The following is a 19,340-nucleotide window of genomic DNA, read 5'->3' as shown; positions in this document are numbered from 1 at the left end:
ATGAACAGCGACTTCCTCACCACTGACTTCCTCGGCAATAAAATTTGGCAATACTTGCTGGCACTCGCCTGCGTAGCAATAGGCTTCGTGATCGGTAAGATCTGCGAGATCGCAGTAAGAAAGGCCGGGAGCCGAATCTCTGATCAGGAAGAAAACATCATCCACGTATTCTACCGCTCCGTAGGTCAGTCGCTGGGCGCGATTGGCATGGCAATTGGCTTCAACATAGGTGTTAACCTAATTATCTTCCCAGGAAACTTGGAGCACATTGCTGATGTCGCTGCTTCAATTCTGATCGTGCTATCCTTTGGGACGCTTGTTTTGCACCTTGTCGCGGTGCCAGAGTTCATGCTTCACCGACATGCACAAAAGGATGATACCCGCATGGACGCCATGCTCATACCACTCATTTGCAAGACGATGCGCGTGGTCATCATCGCGGTCATCATCCTGCAGGTCATTCAGATCATCAGCACGAAAGACATCACCACTATCCTAGCCGGACTCGGGATTGCCTCACTCGCCTTCGGCCTGGCAGCGCAGGAAAGCATCGGCAACCTGTTTGGCTCGGTGTTCCTCTTTATGAATAAGCCGTTTGAAATCGGCGACCGCTGCAACATAGATGGCCACGATGGCGTGATTACCGAAGTCGGCCTAACCTGCACGCGCATGGAGCGGCTCGACGGCCACCTGGTTACAATTCCCAATGGCCAACTATATAAGAAAACAATCCACAATATCGGCAAACGTCCCTTTATCCGGCGTATCATGAACGTGACCATCACCTATGATACTCCACCGGAAAAAATTGAAGAAGCGGTCAATATTCTCCGAGACCTATTGGCGTATAAGGAGGACGATGAATCCACCAAGATGAACGAACGCATCAACCAAGGCGATTTGCTGCCGCGTGTTTATTTTAATGATCTCAATGCTGACTCTCTGAACATTATCTGCATTTACTGGTTTCAGCCACCAAAGTATTGGGATTATCTGGAGCACAGCCAATGGCTAAACCTACGCATTTTTCGCGCCTTTGGCGAAGCCGACATCGACTTCGCGTTCCCGTCCCAAACGGTCTACTTGGCCGGAGATGAGAAACGCCCCCTCAATCTCCCCAGCATTCCACTCGACAGTTAAGCTGCCTTCAGCTTGGCATGAAGTACCACTGCGATAATAGCAATTCCCAGTCACACCTTTACTCCGCTAACGACACGCCCAGGCGGTAGTTTTCGCGGTTTTTGCTGCGTCCCTCAGTCGAAACAAAGATGCTCTGTCGCTCACCGTCGCCCACGACCGACGACCCTACCGGTTCCCAGATCACGAGGTTCGGCGAATACTCGACCTGATAGATGTAGCCAGCCTCACTCACAAAACGAAACTCAAAGGCCGAGACTGCCGCCTGCGCGACCGGCAAGCTACGTAGATCATTCGGGTCCGAGCCAAAATTCACTTCGGTCAGGTCGTTGAACAAATCATTGTCGGAATCATTGCTAACGGGGCTGGTGCCCAAGCCATGCTCCTGAATTTCTGTCAGGCCATCGCCATCGAAATCGTCGCCTGGTTGCACATGCTCATAGCCTAGCAAGCCGTCATCTACGCGCGCATTGACAATCTGTGCTTCAAAATCATCCGTCAGGCCATCGCCATCCGTGTCACGCGTCGAGGCTGGCAGCAGTGGTGAGCAATAATTCGTTTTCTGCGCGTAGCTCTGCGGATACTCCCACACCTTGTAAGTGGAGGGATCATAGATATTGCTCGGCACGCGGCGCTCGGTCTGGCTGACCGTCGCGACGCCCCAATAATTCTCCGTGCCGTCGGTCGGATACGTTAAGTCCTTCCAAGGCTCATCGAAGGCCTCGAAGAAAAACGCCAGCACGCCCTCCTCCGCAATTGCGTTGAGCACGCCTTCGTATGCCGGGCTCGTGCTACCGCAGTAATACTCGCCAGCATGGGTATTGTTAAAGAGATCATTCGGGTCGCTGGCCACCGTTTTTGAAGGGTAACCATGCTCGCCTACCACAACCGTCAATCCATTCTGCGCTGTCGTGGCGAGCCACGCCTTAAATGCCTGGATGTTCGTGATGACTTGATCGCCAACTGACTTCGCGGGGTTCGTGGTACTCAGGCCAGTTGGACTCGCCTGATTCGTGCCGCCCACGCTCACGAACGGCATCCCGTAGGTGTTGAAAACAATATAGGTCTCGATCTCGGGCAACACGTCCGACTGCATATTCTGCCAATTGCCAAGGCTGTTCGTGCAGGTGGTGATCGGCAGCTCGGCCTTGGTGAGCCCATAGGCGTCGCGGCGCGTCTTCGCAAAGGCCACCATCGTTTTGACCTGCGCCGCAGTCATGCCGCCCGTCGAAAGCACTTCGTTGCCGATGATCAGCGCCTTCACGTAAGTACGATTCTGCCCCGACTTCGTCGCCACGGAATAACTGCCCGTGCTCGTCGTAGGCTGCGTGAGGGTCAGGCGATCATTGGCAATTGCGGCCAGCGCCAGCTCCACATCCCAATGTGCACTGGTGTAGCCAGTGGTGTCCACCGTCATCGTCTTCAGCGTTCCTTTGACGCGGTATTTAATGTCGACCGTCGCGGGCACGCCAGTCGGCGAGCTCGCCAAAGTGCCGCTGCTCACGTTTGCCGTGGCGAACATTTCCATGCCGCGTTCAGCCGCCAACGGGATTACCCATTTCGTGCCCACGGTAGCAAAGGACCAGTTGGCGAAAGGGTTATTCAACTGCCCTAGGGGCGTCGCAGCGGTCGTCGAGTTCGGGTTGCTGTTGATGGTATTCCAGCCTTCGATGTATTGCTGAAGCCCTTGGTCATACTGCCCGAATGGCGCCCACACCGCGTGCGCGTAGGTCTTCACCTGATTAACGCCCAACGACTGAATGTAACCCAGCTCGCCGTCGATATCCGCCAAGGTGTATTCGCCAAACGCCTTTATCTTGGTGGACTGCCCGCTCGGCGTGCTGGGATACTCCACCGGAAACGCACCAAAAGCGGCGCCATTGTATTGGCGCAGCTCAGCCGGCGTTGGCGCGATCGCGAGCAGGCTAAGTGGAGCGAGGAGTCCGGCAAAGAAAAGGTTTCGCATCATAAGCAAAGTAGGTCGAACAATTAGAAACGCTACCAGTCTTGTTTATTCCCGACAACCACGAAAGCAGCCGATGTGTGATAGAACCTACTGCGCGTTAACCGCGTCTTCGATGATCTCTGTTTCCTCGGGAGGTTGCCAGCCGCCGCCCATCGCCTTGTAGAGCGCAACCACGTTGCGCAGCGAGTCCGTCTTGCTGCTCACCAGCTTGTTTTCCTGATCGTAAAGCGCGCGCTGCATATCGAGGACGTTATTAAAATCGGTCAGGCCATTTTCATACTGCGTGGTGACCAGCTCCACCGCGTTTTCCGTGGCCTTCGTCGCCTCGATCAGGTGACGATGCCGAATGCGGTACTCGTTGAAACCGGTGATCGCATTCTCCACTTCTTCCAGCGCCACGAGCACGGTCTCGCGGTAGTTGAGCACCGCTTGCTTGGCCTGCTCTTCCTTGATCTCGATGTGGTCCAGCGTGCGGCCCGCGGTGAAAACATTCCAATGAATTGGCGCGGCGACTGTCCAGATCAGGCTGGAGGAATCAAACAACGAGCTCACCGAACTGGACTCCAAACCAATGGATCCCTTCAGCGCAAAACGCGGGTAAAGATCGGCCTCGGCCACGCCAATCATCGCTGTCGCAGCCGCGGCTTGACGCTCCGCGCGCCGGATGTCCGGACGCTGGCGCATGATATCAGCTGGCACCCCGGCAGAGACATCCATCTGCGGTGTGGGCAAAGTTCCGGTGTCCGCAATCTGGCCTTGGAGCGAGCCTGCATCTTTGCCGCAAAGCACGGCCAAGCGGTTGTAGGCTTCGTTCATGCGCAAGCGAAAGAGCGGCACTGCGGCCTGCGTCGAGTAAAGGTTGGACTTGGCCTGCTCAATATCGAGCGCCGAAGTGAGACCGTCGCGGAAGCGTTCTTCCGTGAGCGCCAAGGCCTTTTGCTGAACGTCGATGTTACTCTGAGCCTTGGCAATGTGCGCCTGATAAGAGAGGATTTCGATATAGGCTAGAGCCACTTCCGAATAGAGCGAGACGAGCGCATCGCGATACGTTTCGATCGACGATTCGTAGCGTGCACTTTCGGCCTCTACCTCCCGACGATTGCGGCCAAAAATGTCGATTTCCCAGGCGGCATCGAGGCCGAAAATCATCATGCTCTGGCCCTTAAATCCACCCGGAGGTGCAATCTGGCGGAAGGCTCCATTGTCACTAATCTTGGTGGTCGAAGGTTTGCCGAAAACATTGGCTTCCGGCAGGTTCTGAGCGCCCGCGTAGGCTAAACGCGCCCGCGCCTCGCGCACGCTGCCGAGCGCTGCCTGCAATGTCAAATTCGACTCATGTGCGTCCTCAATCAGGCCATCGAGCACCGGGTCATTAAAAATAGTCCACCAGTCTTCAAGCGGCGCTACGGGATCTTCCGGCGGCTCGTTTTGGATAGGGTTACTCCAGGAAGCCGGCGTTTCGATCTCCGCTTTTTTATAGTCTGGCCCCACTGTGCAACCGCCCAACAAGGCGAATAACAAGAGCAGTCCAATCCGGGGGCGCGCTTTTTCCATCGTGCGTTCCATCCGTTCTTAGAATGGGTTGAACAGGTAGTTCAGGTAACTCTCGGAGCGGATCTCGATTTGCCGGATAACCACCAGCAAGTCGATCGCTTCTTTAGAGTGCACCGCCACCAGCGAAGCTGCCCCAAAGCGCATGGGATACTTCGGATTTTCCTCGGTAAGCTTCAAGCGGATCGCAAACTCCATACTCGGGTGATTTTGACCTTCCTGCAAAACGCCACTTGGGATGCCCTGCGCGCCGTAAGATGCCCAACCGATGCTAACGACCTCCGCCTCAAAGACCTCCCCCGGATACATCTCAAAGGCGATCTCAGCCTTGTCCCCCTCACGAACATGCTGCATGCCGCGTTGGTCAAAGCCGCCGACGATCCAGTATTCCTCCTCGTTGACGAAGGGCATGACCGGCGACTTCATGCGGATGAACGAACCCGGATAAAGCTGCATATTCGGCACGTAGCCGTTGGCAGGTGCCCGGATAATCGTGTGCTCCAAATTGTATTTTGCAGAGGCAAGTTTTGCTTCGATTTCGGCCACCTGCGCATGCACGCCGTCCAGCTTGGCGTCGTAAGCAATCAGCGATGCGCGCAAGGCTGCTTGGTTCACCTTGAGCTGCGCCTCGGAGTTACGCACACTTTGCTCCTGCTGCTGAATGCGAATCGTGGCAACGGCGTTCTTCTGATTGGCGGCAGTGAGTTCGGAAAGCTTTTCCTGATCAAGCGCCAACTGAGCCTTGGCCTGCTCCACGCGGGCCTGCGCCTCTTCCACCTGCGCGTCCATCGCGGCAACCTGCGTCTTGGCGAGAACCAATTGCGCCTCGTGCTCACGCACCCGGTCTTCCCATGGCTGAGCGTCCATTTTGAAGAGCGGGTCGCCCTTCTTCACGCGTTCGTTGGCCTGCACGTAAACCTCATCCACGCGGCCGCCAAACTCCGGTGCCATCTGGACGACATAGGCCTGCGTAAACGCAAACTTACTGTAGGGCGTGTATTGGCCCAGCATGAGAACTTCCGTCAGCGCCGCGCCACCATAAAGGGCACAAACGACGAACTTAAAAAAGAGATTCCACGGCAGCAGCTTGTAATCGATGAAGATCAGCCGGACGAGGAAGTAGTAGGCTATTGTAAGTAAGAGCTCCATGACGTAGCCTTATTGCTTCTCCTTGGGCTCGGGCTTATCTTCGGTCTTGGCCGAAGTCTTATCCGCCTCTTTGCGATGCTTACGGTGTTTCTCCAAAAATTCGGGCAAGGGCTTCGGCGGCTTCTCTTCCTTCACCGGTTCTTCGCGGTAGAGCTTGCCAATGATGGCATTGGAATACGCCCACATCAGGGCAAACATCCATAGCGGAAACGCGATCAAGCCAAGCAACGACGTGACCTCGATGGCCTTGGCCTGCGGGTGACCGCGCTCTTCGGCAATCTTCCCCGGATAGCAATGAATCTTGACGATCCCCAACACGATGACGATCACCGAAACAAAGATCAGCCCCAAAGAAATATAATCCAGTTTGTCCATAGCTTGTGGTCTGCGCAGCACGCCAAAGAGCCTTTAACTCTTTTTGTGGTAATCTGTGGTATGACAGCAAATCCGCTAAGACAACATTGGATTTCACCTAGCAGCCTGTCGGATTTGATTTTTCGAGCCGCGAAAATGCCCCAGAGTTACTTTTCGACGAACAAGGCAGGGTCAAGCCACCCCCCGAAATGCTCCCAGTCCCGCATAAGCGCATTTAAATCCGACAGGCTGCTAGAGAAAACATGAAGTTGCCGGGTCCAGCAAATGCTCAACCCGGCAACCGGTGATAGATCAAAAACAATACCTGGACGTCAAACTCGGCATCGATGTTCGCACTGAAAGCAACTTGGTGGCTCGTCAAGTTGCCTGCTACGCTCAAGCCGTCTTGCTGGACGCGAAAAATCAGTGCGGCCTGATCGGCCAAGTAATATTAAAAATGTTCTAAGTAATTGCTCGCTGCCTCCGTTTCACATCTACGTCCACGGATGGACGCACTCGTTGCCCCACATTCGCGCACTGCGCGAATCTATCGGTCCAGCGGGACGCTGGCTGGCTAGGTGCCGGCGAAGTAGTCGGGCTCGTTGCCGGGCTTCCACTTGATGTTGCAGCCGATGGACGGCTTTTGCACATCGTCGAGGATGCGTTCGCCTTCGAGCGTAGCGTCGAGCGCGGCACGGACATCGGAGCCGGTCACGGAAATGCCGTTGCCCGGGCGCGAGTCGTCAAACTGGCCACGGTAGCACAGGTAGCGGTCGTGATTGAACACGTAGAAGTCCGGCGTGCAGGCGGCGCGGTAGGCCTTGGCCACGGTTTGCGCTTCGTCAAAGAGGTAGGGGAAAGTGTAACCAGCCTCAAATACCTGAGCCTTCATCTTCTCGGGGCTGTCGTCCGGGTATTGCGCAACGTCGTTGGCGTTGATCGCGATGACCGCCACCCCACGACTTTGATATTCCTCTGCCAGACGCGCAAAGTCGCGCCGAATGTGGAAAACATAAGGACAATGATTGCAGATGAATGCGATCAGGAAAGCCGACGCACCGTCGAACTGCCCCAGCGACACGGTATCACCGTTCACGTCCGGTAACGCGAATTCCGGGGCTGGCGTCCCCAGGGGGAGCATCGTAGAGTTTACCGCTGCCATGGATAGCAGCGTAGGCATACAAAATCGCAAATCAATTCAAAACAGGTGTTTCAACCAGACTTGCTAATCCATGATTGCGCGCCCGGAATTTCCGTGATAATCCAAATGCCGATGAAACTTCAATACTTTGGCCACTCTGCGTGCCTCCTCGATGTCGACGGAGCACAACTGCTGTTTGATCCTTTCCTCTCCGGAAACGAAAGCTGCAACGTCGCCCCGGCCGACGTCAAATGCGACTACATCCTGCTGACCCACGGGCATCAGGACCACGTGGGCGACGCCGTGGAAATTGCCCTCGCCAACGACGCCACCATCATCGCAAACTTCGAGCTCGCGAGCTACCTCAACGCCAAGCACGGCGTGAAGATCTCCCCCGTCAATCCCGGCGGCGGCGCAGACTTCCCCTTTGGCCGCGTCAACTTCACGTTTGCCTACCACAGCTCCAGCTATCCCGACGAAAACGGTCTGCCGATCTATATGGGGCAGCCAGCAGGCATCGTCGTTACCAGTGATAAGAAGAGTTTCTACCACGCGGGCGACACCGGCCTCTTCAGCGACATGAAGCTGATTGGCGACCGCTACAACATCGAGCTCGCCATGCTGCCCATCGGTGACCGCTTTACCATGGGACCGGAGGACGCCATCATCGCCTGCGAATACATTCGCCCGCGCCTCGTCGTGCCGATTCACTACAATACCTTCCCCGGCATGATCGACCAGGACCCCGACGCCTTTGCCGAAAAAGCCGCCGAAACCGGCGTGGCCGTCTGCATCATGGCCTGCGGCGATGTCATCGAGTTCTAAATAAGCATCTCGCAGGGCGTTGCTAGAAACGTGTCCTCCAATCGGGAGACCGCCGTGCTGGAGGGCAACGCTTCAACCACAAACCAACTGAGCCTTCTGACAAAAACCACCAGTGTTTTTTGCGAAAATGCACCGGTGTTTTTTGTCGGAAACCTCTAGTCGGTTGTGACGCAACCCTCTGGTGTTTTGTGTCGCAAAACACTGGTTGATTGCGACGGAAAACACTGGTTGGTTGTGTCGCAAAACACCGGGGCATTCTGTCGAAAAACACCAGTGGATATTGCCAGTTTGCCCCAGTGTTTTTTGCCAAAAAACACCGAAGGTTTTTCGGCGAGGCATTTCTAAGAGGGCGTCTAAAAAGTCTGATCGAATCGGCGAGATGTATTCGAGAGGCAAAATTCCGGCTTCTGAATCGAGGCGAAACTAGTTTCGTCGAGATGAAGAAATGATATTTTGACCTCGAAGACGCTCTCCGGCGAAGACCACTTTGTGTTTTTTGAGCCTTTTTGCGGCCATTTCCACCTCATGAACCTTCCTGAGGCGGTTCTAAATGAATTTAACGAAGTAGTCCTAAGATCCAGTTAACGTATCATAGAGTTCAAAAATGTCGCAAAAACGACAACTTTTTGCGACGAAAACGGGCGACCTTACTCTTGCCCTGTCTGCAAGCAGGGTTATAGCTTTGCAGGCTATGAAATCCGCTTCCGCCGACACCCTAATCGACTCATTCCAACAGGCTGGCCAAGGCCAGGTGTTCCGTTTCTGGGATCAATTGGATGACTCCGCCAAGGACGCCCTGATCGAGCAAGCATCGCTCATCGACCTCTCCGAAATCGACCGCCTGAGCAACACACTCGTGCTCGGCCAAGGCCATCATGGCGTGGACTTGACGGATCTCGCGCCCGCGCCGTTCATCCCGCTGCCAAAGAGCGGTGGTGATCCCGCGCAGTGGCAAGCCGCCAGCGCCAAGGGCGAGGAAGCGCTCAAGGCTGGCCGCGTGGCCGCGTTTACCGTGGCTGGCGGCCAGGGCACCCGCCTCGGCTACGATGGCCCCAAGGGCACCTACCCGGTAAGCCCGATCCGCAAGGCGACGCTGTTCCAGGTCTTTGCCGAAAAGGTGCTCGCTGCCCGCATCCGCTACGGCGCGTCGATCCCGTGGTTCTTGATGACCAGCAACCTCAACCACGAAGCCACCGAAGCCTTCTTTAAGGAAAACGACTTCTTCGGCCTCGGCGCCGACACCGTGCATTTCTTCAAGCAGGGCCTGATGCCCGCCGTCGACCTCGAAGGCAAAATCATCCTCGCCGACAAGGGTGAGATCGCCATGAGCCCGGACGGCCACGGCGGCTCCCTCCGCGCGCTCGTCCGCAGCGGCGCCACCACCAAGATGAAGGAAGCCGGCATCGACATCATTTCCTACTTCCAGGTGGATAATCCGCTCGTGAAGTTCCTCGACCCGGCCCTGATCGGCTTCCACATCGACGCCGGCAGCGAGATGTCTTCCAAGATGCTGCCCAAGGCTTACTCCAAGGAAAAAGTCGGCCACTTCTGCACCCAGCGCGGCCGCACCGTCGTCGTCGAATACAGCGACATGCCCGACGAGCTCACCGACCAAACTAACGACAATGGCGAGCTCCGCTACATCGCCGGCTCCATCGCGATTCACGTGCTCGACCGCGCCTTCGTCGAAGGCATGGGCGGGGACAACCCTGACGCCGCCCTGCCCTTCCACCGCGCAGACAAGAAGGTCGCCACCGTTGACGCCAACGGCGAGCCCTTCAAGCCCGAGACACCTAACGGCGTGAAGTTTGAAATGTTCGTGTTCGACGCCCTGCCCTTTGCCAAAAATCCGGTCATCATCGAGACCTCCCGCGAAAGCGATTTCGCTCCGGTCAAGAACGCCGAAGGCCTCGACTCCCCGCAGACTTGCTGCGAAGCGCAAGTTGCGGAGTTTACCGCTTGGGCCAACGCCGCCGGCGCGGGCATCCCGGTCGACGAAAAGGGCCAGCCGTCCTTCGTCTTCGAGATCACCCCGAAGTTTGCCGATAGCGAAGCCGCCTTCATCGAGCGCTGGAACAGCCTCGACCCGAAGCCGGAAATCAAGGAAGGCGTCATCCTCGACGCCTAACCCAGCCAGCCTCCGGCTGGACCGGGAGATTCGCGCATTGCGCGAATGGGTGCACAAGGATTTTTAAGAAACGGTCGGCGGAAATGCCGACCGTTTTTCTTTTTTGGGCAAAGGTGACAATCCCTTTTGAATCCACGCTTGCCAGCCGGAAAGCTAGCGATAGAACTGTATCGCTTATGCCTTTTCGCGGTGACAACATCTTTCCCCACAACTCTCGCAATGTGCGCAGCGCATCGCGTGCGTTGATCATAAAGGATGGTAAGTTGTTGGCGATCAAGATGAAGCGTCCGCGCGAGGAGGAAGTTTTCTATATCCTCCCGGGCGGTGGGCAACAACACGGCGAAACCCTCGTGACCTCGCTCATGCGCGAGTGCCGGGAAGAAATCGGCGTGGAGCCGATCATTGAAACCGTGGCCTACGTCCGCGAATACATCGGCCGCAACCACTCATTCGCCAGCAAGCACAAGCATTTCCATCAGCTCGAAGTGGTCTTCAATTGCCGCCTGCCCGAAGGCGTCGTGATCGACCTGAGCACCAACGGCGACAAGAACCAGATCGGCATCGAGTGGATTCCACTCGCAGATTTGCCCAACGCCAACTTCTACCCGCGCAAGATTCTGGAATTCATCCAGGACGGCCAGCTATCCGTCGACCCGCTTTACTTGGGCGATATTAATTAAAGCCCTTCGGCGGCCACTCCGCCGTCATTTCCGGCGGATCAAAATAGGACGCGAACACGCCGATGTTCATATCGGCCGTCATGAGCTCGATGTCGGAAACCAGCTCGCCATCTTTCATGAACACGACGCGGTAGGGAATCACGAGCCAATCCAGCGGACGGTAGTCTTCAAATAGCGTGACAACTTCGCCACCTTCGGCATTGGTCGTCACAATCTGACGCTCCAAATAGGTTTCTGGATCGATCCAATAAACCGCTACAGGCTGATCCGGAATGGCTACCTTAACGCGGTGGTAGATCACGCCGTCCAACATCTCGTCAGACATCATCGAAAGCACGCCCGGCGTATTGCGATAGGTCCAGAGCGGACTGATAATCTGCGATTCGCTGAGGACTCGTTCGCGGTCTTCTCCCGTAACACGGTAGACCTCCGGGCGGCCGCCAAACTTGCGCCACACCTCGTCGCCATTCGTAATGGTGCTCAGTTCGTACTGGGCGGTTTCCAAAGTAATACGGCTGCTCGACGGCACACGCTTAATCTGCTGAAACTCCATTTCCTGATCGCCCTGGCGCGTCACGCCACGAAGCTTCAGGCTCTTAATCTGGGCAATCTTCTCCGGGCCGCCTTGCGCCTTGGCATAGCGCTCGACCAGCTCTTCGAGGTTGCGCGGCGGGTAGCCATAGTGAACCAGCCTAACGGTTTTCATCGGGGCCGACTCTTCCGAGACGGCGGCTTCAACATCCGTCTCGGGCTCCTCGCCGGGCTTCCACTGATTCAAATACCAGGCAACGGCGCCGCTCAGCGCCAGCAGAAGAATCATCCCCCCAAGAATCAGGGGCGTGCGGGATCGGCGTTTGCGGTAGCGAACAGACACAGCTACACGCTTGTAAAGCGCGCGGCAGAGTCAACCCGGTAAGTAACGATGCGGATAAATTATCACCCGGCCCCTACCCGACGTTGGGCCGGTAGCTTTGCTTGGCGATGTCTCGCGCGACGACGGCGCGGTATTCATCGAGCGACTGAATCACGCCCATCCCGAGCAGCTGATAGCCGATGTTGCCTACCGTGGTGCCTTCCAGCTTGTAGCTCGTTACGGGGATGCCCGCAAAGTCTGCGATGCGCTGGCAGAGCAGGCGATTCTTCGAACCGCCGCCCACGATGATGAGGTTGTCGAAGGTTTCGCCCGTCATTTCCTCAAACACCTTGACCGTGTTCGCGACGCTCGCGCCCAGCGAATCACAGATCAGGCTCACGTAGCCCGGCAAGTCCGCCGGCGGCTGGCCTCCCTGGCGCTTCAGGTTGGCGTCGATGGCCTCCTTCATGTTGTCGGGGTTGAAGAGCGAGCGGTCGCTGGTGTCAATGAGGACTTCGGCGCGGCCAATGTCGTCGGCGCGCTCGATGAGGCCGGACCATTCGGCGTCGTTCGTCGGGCGACCCTCGAAGTAAGGCATCACCTTTTCGAGCAACCAAAGGCCGAGCAAAATCTTATTCGGGCGATAGCCGCCCTGGCCGTCGCGCTCGTTGGAAACGCCCAGCTCGTAAGCCGCGTCGCCCGAGGCCGCCTGGGCGGTCAAGCCACCGGTCAGCAGCCACGTGCCCGCCGACACAAACAAGTCCTTGCCGATGCGGGGAATCGCCTCGAAGGCGCACGAGGTGTCGTGCCCGGGCGCGAGGATCACATCGACGTCTTCCAAGCCCGGCATATTGCGGACCTTGCCGAGGTTTTCGCCCGCCTTAGCCGGGCCCTGGAACCACTTTTCGGGGATGCCGAAGAAGTCGAGGGTCTCCTTGGAGAAGCCGCCGGTTTGGATGTCGAGCAGTTGGCCAGTGCTCGCAATGGAGACTTCGTTGACCATTTTGCCCGACAGCAGGTAGTTGAAATAATCCGGCAACAGCAGGCAGCGGTCCACGGCCTCGCGGAGGTGCGGGAAGGCGGTCAACGACTCGTGAAGCTGGATTACCGTGTTGTAATTAACCGGCGGCAGGCCCGTCCAGTCGTAGAGCTGCTTGTCGTCGCCCTTGGCAATCAGTCGGTCGCGGATCGGCTCAGTGCGCTCGTCACGATAGGCGTGCACGGGGGCCACGAGGCGGCCGTCTTTGTCGAGCAGCGCGTAGTCCACGCCCCAGGTGTCGACGCCGCAGGAAACGAGGTCCGGGAAGAGCTTTTTGGCTTCCGTGAGCCCCTTTTCAATGTGGCTGAAGAAGCTGCCGAGGTCCCAATAATCGTGGTCATTGAGCCGGTGAAAGCCGTTCGGGAAACGGTGAATTTCGGTGAGTTCGAGCGACTCGTCGGTGTAGGCGCCGACGATGACGCGTCCGCTGGTGGCGCCGAGGTCAATCGCGGCGCAATGGGTCTTCTTCATCGCTTAGGGGGGAGGTGTGGGAGTTTACTGAGCGACGATCAGCTCCCCACCATGTTCCTGGATGGCCTGGGTAATTTCATCAGGGGGCGGGGCGTCCGTCGCAACGGTCAGATTTGGTTTAAAGGGCGTGGATAAATGCAGGGCGCGGCGGTCATGCTTGCTGCTGTCCACCACGTAAAAAGTTTGGTCAGACGACTCGATCATCCGTTGCTGGAAGGAGACAATGAACGAGTTCGTGTTCCAAAGCCCCTTGGCGGTGACGCCCGCGCAACCGCAGACCGCGATGTCCGCGTGCACTTGGCTGAGCGCCTGCTCGCAGGTTGGCCCGTAGAGAATACCGAGGCGCGCGTAAACCGTGCCGCCGGTGACAATCGTTTCGCAGGAGCCCACTTCGCTGAACAGCGCCGCCACGGGCAGGCTGTTGGTAATGACCACTAAACGCTTTTCCGTCAGGAGTTTAGCGACGGCGTAGCTCGTGGTGCCGCCGTCGATGATGACCGTCATACCGGACTCAATTTTCGACGCGACGCTGTGCGCGATCCGGTGTTTTTCCTCCGATTGGCGGTCGTCCTGCGTAATAAAGTCGTAGTCGCTGGCGGCGGATTCTTCGTCCACTAAACTCGCGCCACCGTGGTGACGTCGGATCACGCCATTGGTTTCCAGCTCGTTGAGCGCTCGGCGGACCGTCGACAGGGAGATGTCAAACTTCGTCCCCAAGGTATGCAGGTCGGCATACTTGTGCTCACGGATGAATTTTTCGATTTCGTCGAGGCGCTGCTTGTTCGTCATGGGGCTTCCTAATCTGGTATTTGCTCCAGATTAGGCCTTGGCTGCATGGAATCAACCAAAAGCTGCCAAATTCTTCCAGCCCACGCCTCGCAGAAACTGAATGACCAGCGCTGAGGCGGAATTAGCCTTCGTATTGGTCGCAGAAGCCCTTGATGACCTCATTACCACGATGCGCGCGGACCAGAAAACGGCCGGATTCCACGGGATTGTCCGGACTCAGCTGATCAATGACCTCCAGCTTGTCGAAACCGAGGAACAAATCAACAATTCGCTTCAGCGGCACGAAGTTTTCCACGGCCAGCAAGCGATTGGAATCAGGGCCCTTCATGTGCAACTCGCAACGCCCTGGTTTCAGGGTGACTTCAGTGGATTGAAAACCCTCGATCACGAGGACGGATTGGGCATTTGTCATGGTAATCAAGCTACCCTAAAACCGACAACGGTCAAGGCTCGGCAGGCGCTGAAAGCCGCTTTAACAAAGGCTAAACACGCATTGCGACATTTTGGGCAAACAGCCCTATCCACGCGTGGGGCCCCGTCGCCGTTGCCCTTGGTGAGATCCTGTAGCTAAGCATTTCCTGCCCCTTACTAGTGGCAGAATTGCTCGCCAAAAGCGCCGTCACTGGCGATCATTCGGAAAGCGATCAGCCCCGCGGCCGCCAAGGCGAACACGAGCTGCACCCAACGCAACACCGTGGGCGAAAACTTACTCTGATAGCGAAAATACCCCCCTTGCGCCAAGGCCAGCAGCGGCACGGTCCCCAGCGCAAAGCCAAGGCCGATCTCTGCCCCGCGGATGGCCGACCCCGAAAAAAGCGCCACGGTGAAGATTAAATAGAGCGGCCCGCAGGGCAGCAGCGGAGTCAACCCGCCCAATCCGGCGCCCAGCAGCCAACGCGGCAATTGACGCACCTTGCGGCTCGCCTTTTGAAAAACTCCGCCCCAGGCCTTGGGCTTCGGGAAATAACGATCCAGCCGGAACGCCACCGCCAGCAGCATCGCCACCATCACCCACGGCAAAAACCGCGCTGGCGCCGCCCCAAATACATCGAGCACTGAACCGCCCAGCAAGCCCGCCAGCAGGCAGATCGTCATATAAGCCAACGCGCGTGCCAGGTGGTAGCTCGCCGTCGCCCACGCCAGGGAGCTCTCCGACTGGCCCAGTGGCAACGTTGCGCAGCCAATCGGGCCACACATGCCAACGCAGTGCGGACTCGTCACCAGCCCGGCAATAAAGGCAGCCGAGGCGCTATCAATCATGGCGGCGGAAAGCATCACCCCCTACCATCGGCAGTTTTCCGCCTCAGGCAATCGGCAAATACAGTTTGCAAATGCGCTCTAAGCGACGCAGCGCGGACGATGAAACGGCGGCTTGCCCTGTAGGCTCTCCTTCTTCGGACCAGCGGGCTTCTTGGGGCGCAAAACCCGGGGGCGCAGGATCTGCTCCAGTCGGCGCTGAAGGCGGAGGCTAATGCAGATACTGGCGATGCTGCAGTCTCGGTAGTCTCCAAATTTTTCCTGGCACATCGCCAGCTCATGAGCCAGCGCCGCATATAGGCGGATAAACATTGTTGGCTCCAATTTCCGCACCCGCCACGAGGATCGAGAAATCACTTCTGGAATGAGCTGAGCAAATCTCCGCAAAAAGTCTTCATTCTCATACGTTACGATCAGACGCATTTCGGCGTCAAACAACTCAGAATAGGATAAGCTGGAGTGATCGGCTTCTTCTTTCATGGCATCGCTTTTGACGCCATGACACTATCAAATACTTGCTAAGCTGACCATCCAGCCGATAGTGTATTATGCTCAGTTAAATAACTGACACCCCCCATATCAATCTGCCAGATATTTTAATTACCTACAGGGCCATTCAGCCCCCAATCTACCCAAGTTTAATCCTTCGGACACTCACGACAATAACCGTAGATGATCACCTCCTCGCCTTCGGCGACGAAATTATCAGGGATTTTTGCCCGATACTCTGGCAGGATGTCGGGGGTCTCCTCCGGCAGCACAAACACGTTGTTGCAATTGCGGCAAATAAAGTGCGGGCAGTGGTTACCGGTTGGCAGCTCGTAACGCGCTGGCTGCCCCGGCAGATAAACGCGAACCAGGGTGTGGTCATCGAGCATTTCACGCACGTTGCGGAAGACGGTGCGCTCGCCGAGCCGGGGATAATGCTCGCGCGCGCGCTCCAGCAGCTCCTCAAATTTGAGCGGACGCTCGGCCTCGCTCAGCACGTTGTAGATGGCTTCGCGCTGGCGGGTGCGACGAAAGGTGGGAGTTTCCGGCATAAGTTTATCCAAGAAATTTTACGCCGCCGGTCAATGCTCCAACGTGACCCGGTAAACGGATTTTTTCGCGGTTACAAACAGGACCACCGGCTCCTCGCCAATCACGGTGACATTGGCCGGACGCTCCGGCAGCATGATCGTCTGCAAATGCTCCCCCGCCGGTGAATAGACATCCACGCCGTCGTGCGTCAGGTAAAGGTTCCCTGCGGCGTCGAGCGCCATGCCGTCCGACGGCTGGTCGGCGAACAAAGCTTTGTCCGACAGCGATCCATCGTCCGCAATTTTATAACGCCAGGTCTTTTGCCCGCCATGGTCGGCGATGTAGAGCGTTTTGCCGTCCGGCGTACCGACAATCCCGTTGGGGCGCACCATGTCGTCAACGACCCGCGTGAGCTGCGCGCGGTCGGGCGAGAGGTAATAGACATGCTCGCCGTCCTGCTCAAGCTGGTCGCGTTTGCCGTATTTCGGATCGGTAAAATAAACGCCGCCCTGCGGGTCGATCCAGAGGTCGTTGGTGCTGTTAAGTTTGCCGCCGTCGTAAGTCTCGGCCAGCACGGTCAGCTCGCCATCGGGCGCAAGCACCGCCAGGCGACGCGACTTATCCTGGCAAATAAACAAATTCCCGGCATGGTCAAACAAGAGCCCGTTTGAGCCACCCGAGTCTTCGAGAAAAACCGTCACTTCGCCCGACTCCGGGTCCCAGCGATGCACTTTGCGATTCGGAATGTCGGAGAAATAAACCGCGCCATCGAGCGGACTCAGCGTCGGCCCTTCCACGAATTTAAACCCCGTCGCCAACTGCTCAACCTGCGGCTCAGCAAAAGCCAGTGACACACTTAAAGTAAGAAAAACAGCGAGAATTCGGGGGAACATCCTCGCGATAATGGACGCCCCACTCTGCAAAGCGAAGTAAATTCAACCAGCGCTCATACCTTACCGATGTTCTAAAATTCACCTACAGACATATGCGGAAATCCCGAAACGCGTTCTTCGCACAGAGCCAAATCAGGGTTCGCCCTACCCCGACTTCTCAAACTTCACCGTCTGGATCACCTCTACGAAGTCGTCCGGGCGCCACTGGAAGTATTCATAAATCGGCCGCGCGTTGCGGAGCTGGAGCGAATACAGCCGCTGCATAAACATCGGCATCGGGCCGTCCTCCGTCGGCACATAGCGTTCGCGCGAGGCAAAATAGGCCACCGGCTCGGGCACCGCGCCGTCGAACAAACGACGCTCCGCCTCCTCGATGATCGCGTCCAAATCGGGCCGATCCTCGTAGCCGTAGGACGCCGTTACGCGCACAAACCCATGGGGCAACGGCGTCGTCTCGGTGATCAGGTCGCCCGCCACGCGGGGCACGGATTCCGGCGCCATCGTCAGGATCAGGTTCCGCTCGCGCAAGCTGCCAAACAGTCGCAGCTGGCTCGCCAGCATCGTGGGCGTCGTCAGGTTGTTACCCGTTAAATAAACCGCCGTCCCCGGCAATCGCTGATAGTTGCCCGGCTCCAGCTTTTCCAAAAACGCACTCAGCGGCTCGCGGCGGTCATTATGATACGCATGCAGTGCGCGACGCCCCGCGCGGTAAGTGACCATCATCAGGAAGGCACCGCCAGCAATCGCCAACGGGTAATAGCCGCCCGCAAACAGCTTGAGCAAGTTCGCGCCAAAGAAGGCAAAGTCCACCGAGAAGAACAACACCAGCAGCGCCAAACTCAGCGCCATGCCCTTCTCCTGACGCCGCGTCCGCACGTAGAAATACGCAATGCTCGTCACGATCATCGCGCCGGTGTCGGCGAGGCCATAGGCGGCGGCGAGGTTCTCGGCCGAGCGAAATAGCAGCACCGTCAGGATGCACGCGCCGCCGAGGCATTGGTTGACCAGCGGAATGAAAATCTGCGACTCGTGCGCCTCGCTCGTATGGATGATTTGCAGCGGTGGCAGCAGCCGGAGCTGGATCGCCTGCCGGACCAGCGCGAAGGAGCCCGAGATCAACGCCTGCGACGCCACCACCGTCGCCACCGTGGCGAGAATTGTCAGCGCGAGCGTCGGCCAGCCATCGGGCACGAGCGCGTAAAAGGCATTCTCCGGTGCCTTACCCGCCGCGAGCACCAGCGCCGCCTGCCCAAAATAATTTAAGAGCAGCCCTGGCAACGCCAGGCAATACCACGCCAGCGTGATCGGCTTGCGCCCGAAGTGGCCCATGTCGGCAAATAGCGCCTCAGCCCCCGTCACGCAAAGCACCACCGCGCCGATCACCCAGATCGCCTGCTGCCAGTGCATCACCAGAAAATGCACCGCGTAGTAAGGGTTAACCGCCGCCAGCACCGCGAGCCCGTGCTGCATCAGCTGCCACGCGCCCAAAGCGCCCAGCGTGATAAACCACACCAGCATCACCGGCCCAAACAGCACGCCGATCTTCCCCGTGCCAAAGCGCTGCGCCGCAAACAGCCCCAGCAGAATCAGCATCGACAGCGGCACGATGTAGTGCTCCAGCCGCGGTTCAAAAAACTCCAGCCCCTCGACCGCGCTGAGCACCGAAATAGCCGGCGTAATGACTCCGTCGCCCAACAGCAGCGCCGCGCCAAACATCATGATCAGCAGCACGACCGGCGTGCCTTTCTTCGACGAAAAATACGGTCGCAGCTGAGCCATCAACGCGAACACTCCGCCCTCCCCGTGGTTGTCCGCCCGCATGACGAAGCCCAGGTATTTCACCGTCACCACGAGCATCAGCGACCAAAAGAACAGCGACGCAATCCCGAGCACCGACGCCTCCACATCGGCCGCATCCAAATAATTACAAGCCGTCGAAAACGCATACAGCGGGCTCGTCCCGATGTCGCCAAACACCACGCCCAGCGCGCCGACCATCAGGCCCGCGGTCCCGGCTTTCGACGCAGCAGCGGCATCTCCCCCTTGAGCGCTCTCACTCACGGTTGCGCATCATGGCGGCAACTCCC

18 protein-coding genes are annotated in these 19,340 nt (G+C 57.5%); 4 read left to right on the top strand and 14 right to left on the bottom strand.

Annotated elements, in window-relative coordinates; translation table 11 throughout:
- On the top strand, positions 1 to 1,140 hold the full coding sequence (locus tag RBB62_RS01115; protein ID WP_309396177.1) for a mechanosensitive ion channel family protein: 1,140 nt from the start codon (positions 1 to 3) through the stop codon (positions 1,138 to 1,140).
- A gap of 58 nt (positions 1,141 to 1,198) precedes the next feature.
- Here RBB62_RS01115 and RBB62_RS01110 read toward each other — a convergent pair whose 3' ends face one another.
- The 5 genes from RBB62_RS01110 to RBB62_RS01090 form a co-directional block, all read right to left on the bottom strand.
- On the bottom strand, positions 1,199 to 3,106 hold the full coding sequence (locus tag RBB62_RS01110; RefSeq protein WP_309396175.1) for a hypothetical protein: 1,908 nt from the start codon (positions 3,104 to 3,106) through the stop codon (positions 1,199 to 1,201).
- 84 nt (positions 3,107 to 3,190) lie between these two features.
- On the bottom strand, positions 3,191 to 4,669 hold the full coding sequence (locus RBB62_RS01105) for an efflux transporter outer membrane subunit (RefSeq protein WP_309396173.1): 1,479 nt from the start codon (positions 4,667 to 4,669) through the stop codon (positions 3,191 to 3,193).
- A 6-nt stretch (positions 4,670 to 4,675) separates the two neighbouring features.
- Complete coding sequence (locus RBB62_RS01100; protein WP_309396171.1) at positions 4,676 to 5,803, bottom strand: HlyD family secretion protein; 1,128 nt, start codon at positions 5,801 to 5,803, stop codon at positions 4,676 to 4,678.
- A gap of 9 nt (positions 5,804 to 5,812) precedes the next feature.
- The gene (locus RBB62_RS01095; RefSeq protein ID WP_309396169.1) at positions 5,813 to 6,178 is read right to left on the bottom strand and encodes a DUF3302 domain-containing protein; all 366 of its coding nucleotides are present in this window, start codon (positions 6,176 to 6,178) and stop codon (positions 5,813 to 5,815) included.
- A gap of 553 nt (positions 6,179 to 6,731) precedes the next feature.
- On the bottom strand, positions 6,732 to 7,319 hold the full coding sequence (locus RBB62_RS01090; RefSeq protein ID WP_425499878.1) for a thioredoxin family protein: 588 nt from the start codon (positions 7,317 to 7,319) through the stop codon (positions 6,732 to 6,734).
- A 111-nt stretch (positions 7,320 to 7,430) separates the two neighbouring features.
- Here RBB62_RS01090 and RBB62_RS01085 point away from each other — a divergent pair, with 111 nt between their 5' ends.
- From RBB62_RS01085 to RBB62_RS01075, 3 genes are all read left to right on the top strand, one after another.
- Entirely contained in the window at positions 7,431 to 8,123 is a 693-nt protein-coding gene (locus tag RBB62_RS01085; RefSeq protein ID WP_309396165.1) for a metal-dependent hydrolase, read from the top strand.
- A gap of 691 nt (positions 8,124 to 8,814) precedes the next feature.
- Positions 8,815 to 10,251: a UTP--glucose-1-phosphate uridylyltransferase gene (locus RBB62_RS01080; RefSeq protein ID WP_309396164.1), complete on the top strand. Its 1,437-nt coding sequence runs from the start codon at positions 8,815 to 8,817 to the stop codon at positions 10,249 to 10,251.
- A 176-nt stretch (positions 10,252 to 10,427) separates the two neighbouring features.
- Entirely contained in the window at positions 10,428 to 10,931 is a 504-nt protein-coding gene (locus RBB62_RS01075) for an NUDIX domain-containing protein (protein ID WP_309396162.1), read from the top strand.
- Here the strand turns inward: RBB62_RS01075 and RBB62_RS01070 are convergent.
- From RBB62_RS01070 to RBB62_RS01030, 9 genes are all read right to left on the bottom strand, one after another.
- Positions 10,924 to 11,751: a hypothetical protein gene (locus RBB62_RS01070; protein WP_309396160.1), complete on the bottom strand. Its 828-nt coding sequence runs from the start codon at positions 11,749 to 11,751 to the stop codon at positions 10,924 to 10,926. The genes RBB62_RS01075 and RBB62_RS01070 overlap by 8 nt on opposite strands.
- A gap of 127 nt (positions 11,752 to 11,878) precedes the next feature.
- The gene (locus RBB62_RS01065; protein WP_309396158.1) at positions 11,879 to 13,294 is read right to left on the bottom strand and encodes a rhamnulokinase; all 1,416 of its coding nucleotides are present in this window, start codon (positions 13,292 to 13,294) and stop codon (positions 11,879 to 11,881) included.
- Positions 13,295 to 13,318: 24 nt separating this feature from the next.
- Positions 13,319 to 14,083: a DeoR/GlpR family DNA-binding transcription regulator gene (locus RBB62_RS01060; protein ID WP_309396156.1), complete on the bottom strand. Its 765-nt coding sequence runs from the start codon at positions 14,081 to 14,083 to the stop codon at positions 13,319 to 13,321.
- A gap of 121 nt (positions 14,084 to 14,204) precedes the next feature.
- Positions 14,205 to 14,495, bottom strand: coding sequence for a hypothetical protein (locus RBB62_RS01055; protein ID WP_309396154.1), 291 nt, complete (start codon positions 14,493 to 14,495; stop codon positions 14,205 to 14,207).
- A 176-nt stretch (positions 14,496 to 14,671) separates the two neighbouring features.
- Complete coding sequence (locus RBB62_RS01050) at positions 14,672 to 15,343, bottom strand: sulfite exporter TauE/SafE family protein (protein ID WP_309396151.1); 672 nt, start codon at positions 15,341 to 15,343, stop codon at positions 14,672 to 14,674.
- A gap of 78 nt (positions 15,344 to 15,421) precedes the next feature.
- On the bottom strand, positions 15,422 to 15,820 hold the full coding sequence (locus tag RBB62_RS01045; RefSeq protein ID WP_309396149.1) for a hypothetical protein: 399 nt from the start codon (positions 15,818 to 15,820) through the stop codon (positions 15,422 to 15,424).
- 158 nt (positions 15,821 to 15,978) lie between these two features.
- Positions 15,979 to 16,380, bottom strand: a complete 402-nt coding sequence (locus tag RBB62_RS01040; protein ID WP_309396147.1) for a Fur family transcriptional regulator — start codon at positions 16,378 to 16,380, stop codon at positions 15,979 to 15,981.
- A 30-nt stretch (positions 16,381 to 16,410) separates the two neighbouring features.
- Positions 16,411 to 17,214, bottom strand: a complete 804-nt coding sequence (locus tag RBB62_RS01035; RefSeq protein WP_309396144.1) for an SMP-30/gluconolactonase/LRE family protein — start codon at positions 17,212 to 17,214, stop codon at positions 16,411 to 16,413.
- 183 nt (positions 17,215 to 17,397) lie between these two features.
- Positions 17,398 to 19,314, bottom strand: coding sequence for a potassium transporter Kup (locus RBB62_RS01030; RefSeq protein ID WP_309396142.1), 1,917 nt, complete (start codon positions 19,312 to 19,314; stop codon positions 17,398 to 17,400).
- Between the last annotated feature and the right edge of the window lie 26 nt (positions 19,315 to 19,340).

Source organism: Cerasicoccus maritimus, assembly GCA_031296935.1.
GTDB classification, from domain to species: Bacteria; Verrucomicrobiota; Verrucomicrobiia; order Opitutales; family Cerasicoccaceae; genus Cerasicoccus; species Cerasicoccus maritimus.
Note: the sequence above shows the minus strand (reverse complement) of the source record. Positions and strands in the feature narration are given on the sequence as shown.

Bases quoted from the DNA above. Each gene is read 5' to 3' on its own strand.
- RBB62_RS01115 (WP_309396177.1), top strand. From the start codon at position 1: ATGAACAGCGACTTCCTCACCACTGACTTCCTCGGCAATAAAATTTGG.
- RBB62_RS01110 (WP_309396175.1), bottom strand. From the start codon at position 3,106: ATGATGCGAAACCTTTTCTTTGCCGGACTCCTCGCTCCACTTAGCCTG.
- RBB62_RS01105 (WP_309396173.1), bottom strand. From the start codon at position 4,669: ATGGAACGCACGATGGAAAAAGCGCGCCCCCGGATTGGACTGCTCTTG.
- RBB62_RS01100 (WP_309396171.1), bottom strand. From the start codon at position 5,803: ATGGAGCTCTTACTTACAATAGCCTACTACTTCCTCGTCCGGCTGATC.
- RBB62_RS01095 (WP_309396169.1), bottom strand. From the start codon at position 6,178: ATGGACAAACTGGATTATATTTCTTTGGGGCTGATCTTTGTTTCGGTG.
- RBB62_RS01090 (WP_425499878.1), bottom strand. From the start codon at position 7,319: ATGGCAGCGGTAAACTCTACGATGCTCCCCCTGGGGACGCCAGCCCCG.
- RBB62_RS01085 (WP_309396165.1), top strand. From the start codon at position 7,431: ATGAAACTTCAATACTTTGGCCACTCTGCGTGCCTCCTCGATGTCGAC.
- RBB62_RS01080 (WP_309396164.1), top strand. From the start codon at position 8,815: ATGAAATCCGCTTCCGCCGACACCCTAATCGACTCATTCCAACAGGCT.
- RBB62_RS01075 (WP_309396162.1), top strand. From the start codon at position 10,428: ATGCCTTTTCGCGGTGACAACATCTTTCCCCACAACTCTCGCAATGTG.
- RBB62_RS01070 (WP_309396160.1), bottom strand. From the start codon at position 11,751: ATGATTCTTCTGCTGGCGCTGAGCGGCGCCGTTGCCTGGTATTTGAAT.
- RBB62_RS01065 (WP_309396158.1), bottom strand. From the start codon at position 13,294: ATGAAGAAGACCCATTGCGCCGCGATTGACCTCGGCGCCACCAGCGGA.
- RBB62_RS01060 (WP_309396156.1), bottom strand. From the start codon at position 14,083: ATGACGAACAAGCAGCGCCTCGACGAAATCGAAAAATTCATCCGTGAG.
- RBB62_RS01055 (WP_309396154.1), bottom strand. From the start codon at position 14,495: ATGACAAATGCCCAATCCGTCCTCGTGATCGAGGGTTTTCAATCCACT.
- RBB62_RS01050 (WP_309396151.1), bottom strand. From the start codon at position 15,343: ATGATTGATAGCGCCTCGGCTGCCTTTATTGCCGGGCTGGTGACGAGT.
- RBB62_RS01045 (WP_309396149.1), bottom strand. From the start codon at position 15,820: ATGAAAGAAGAAGCCGATCACTCCAGCTTATCCTATTCTGAGTTGTTT.
- RBB62_RS01040 (WP_309396147.1), bottom strand. From the start codon at position 16,380: ATGCCGGAAACTCCCACCTTTCGTCGCACCCGCCAGCGCGAAGCCATC.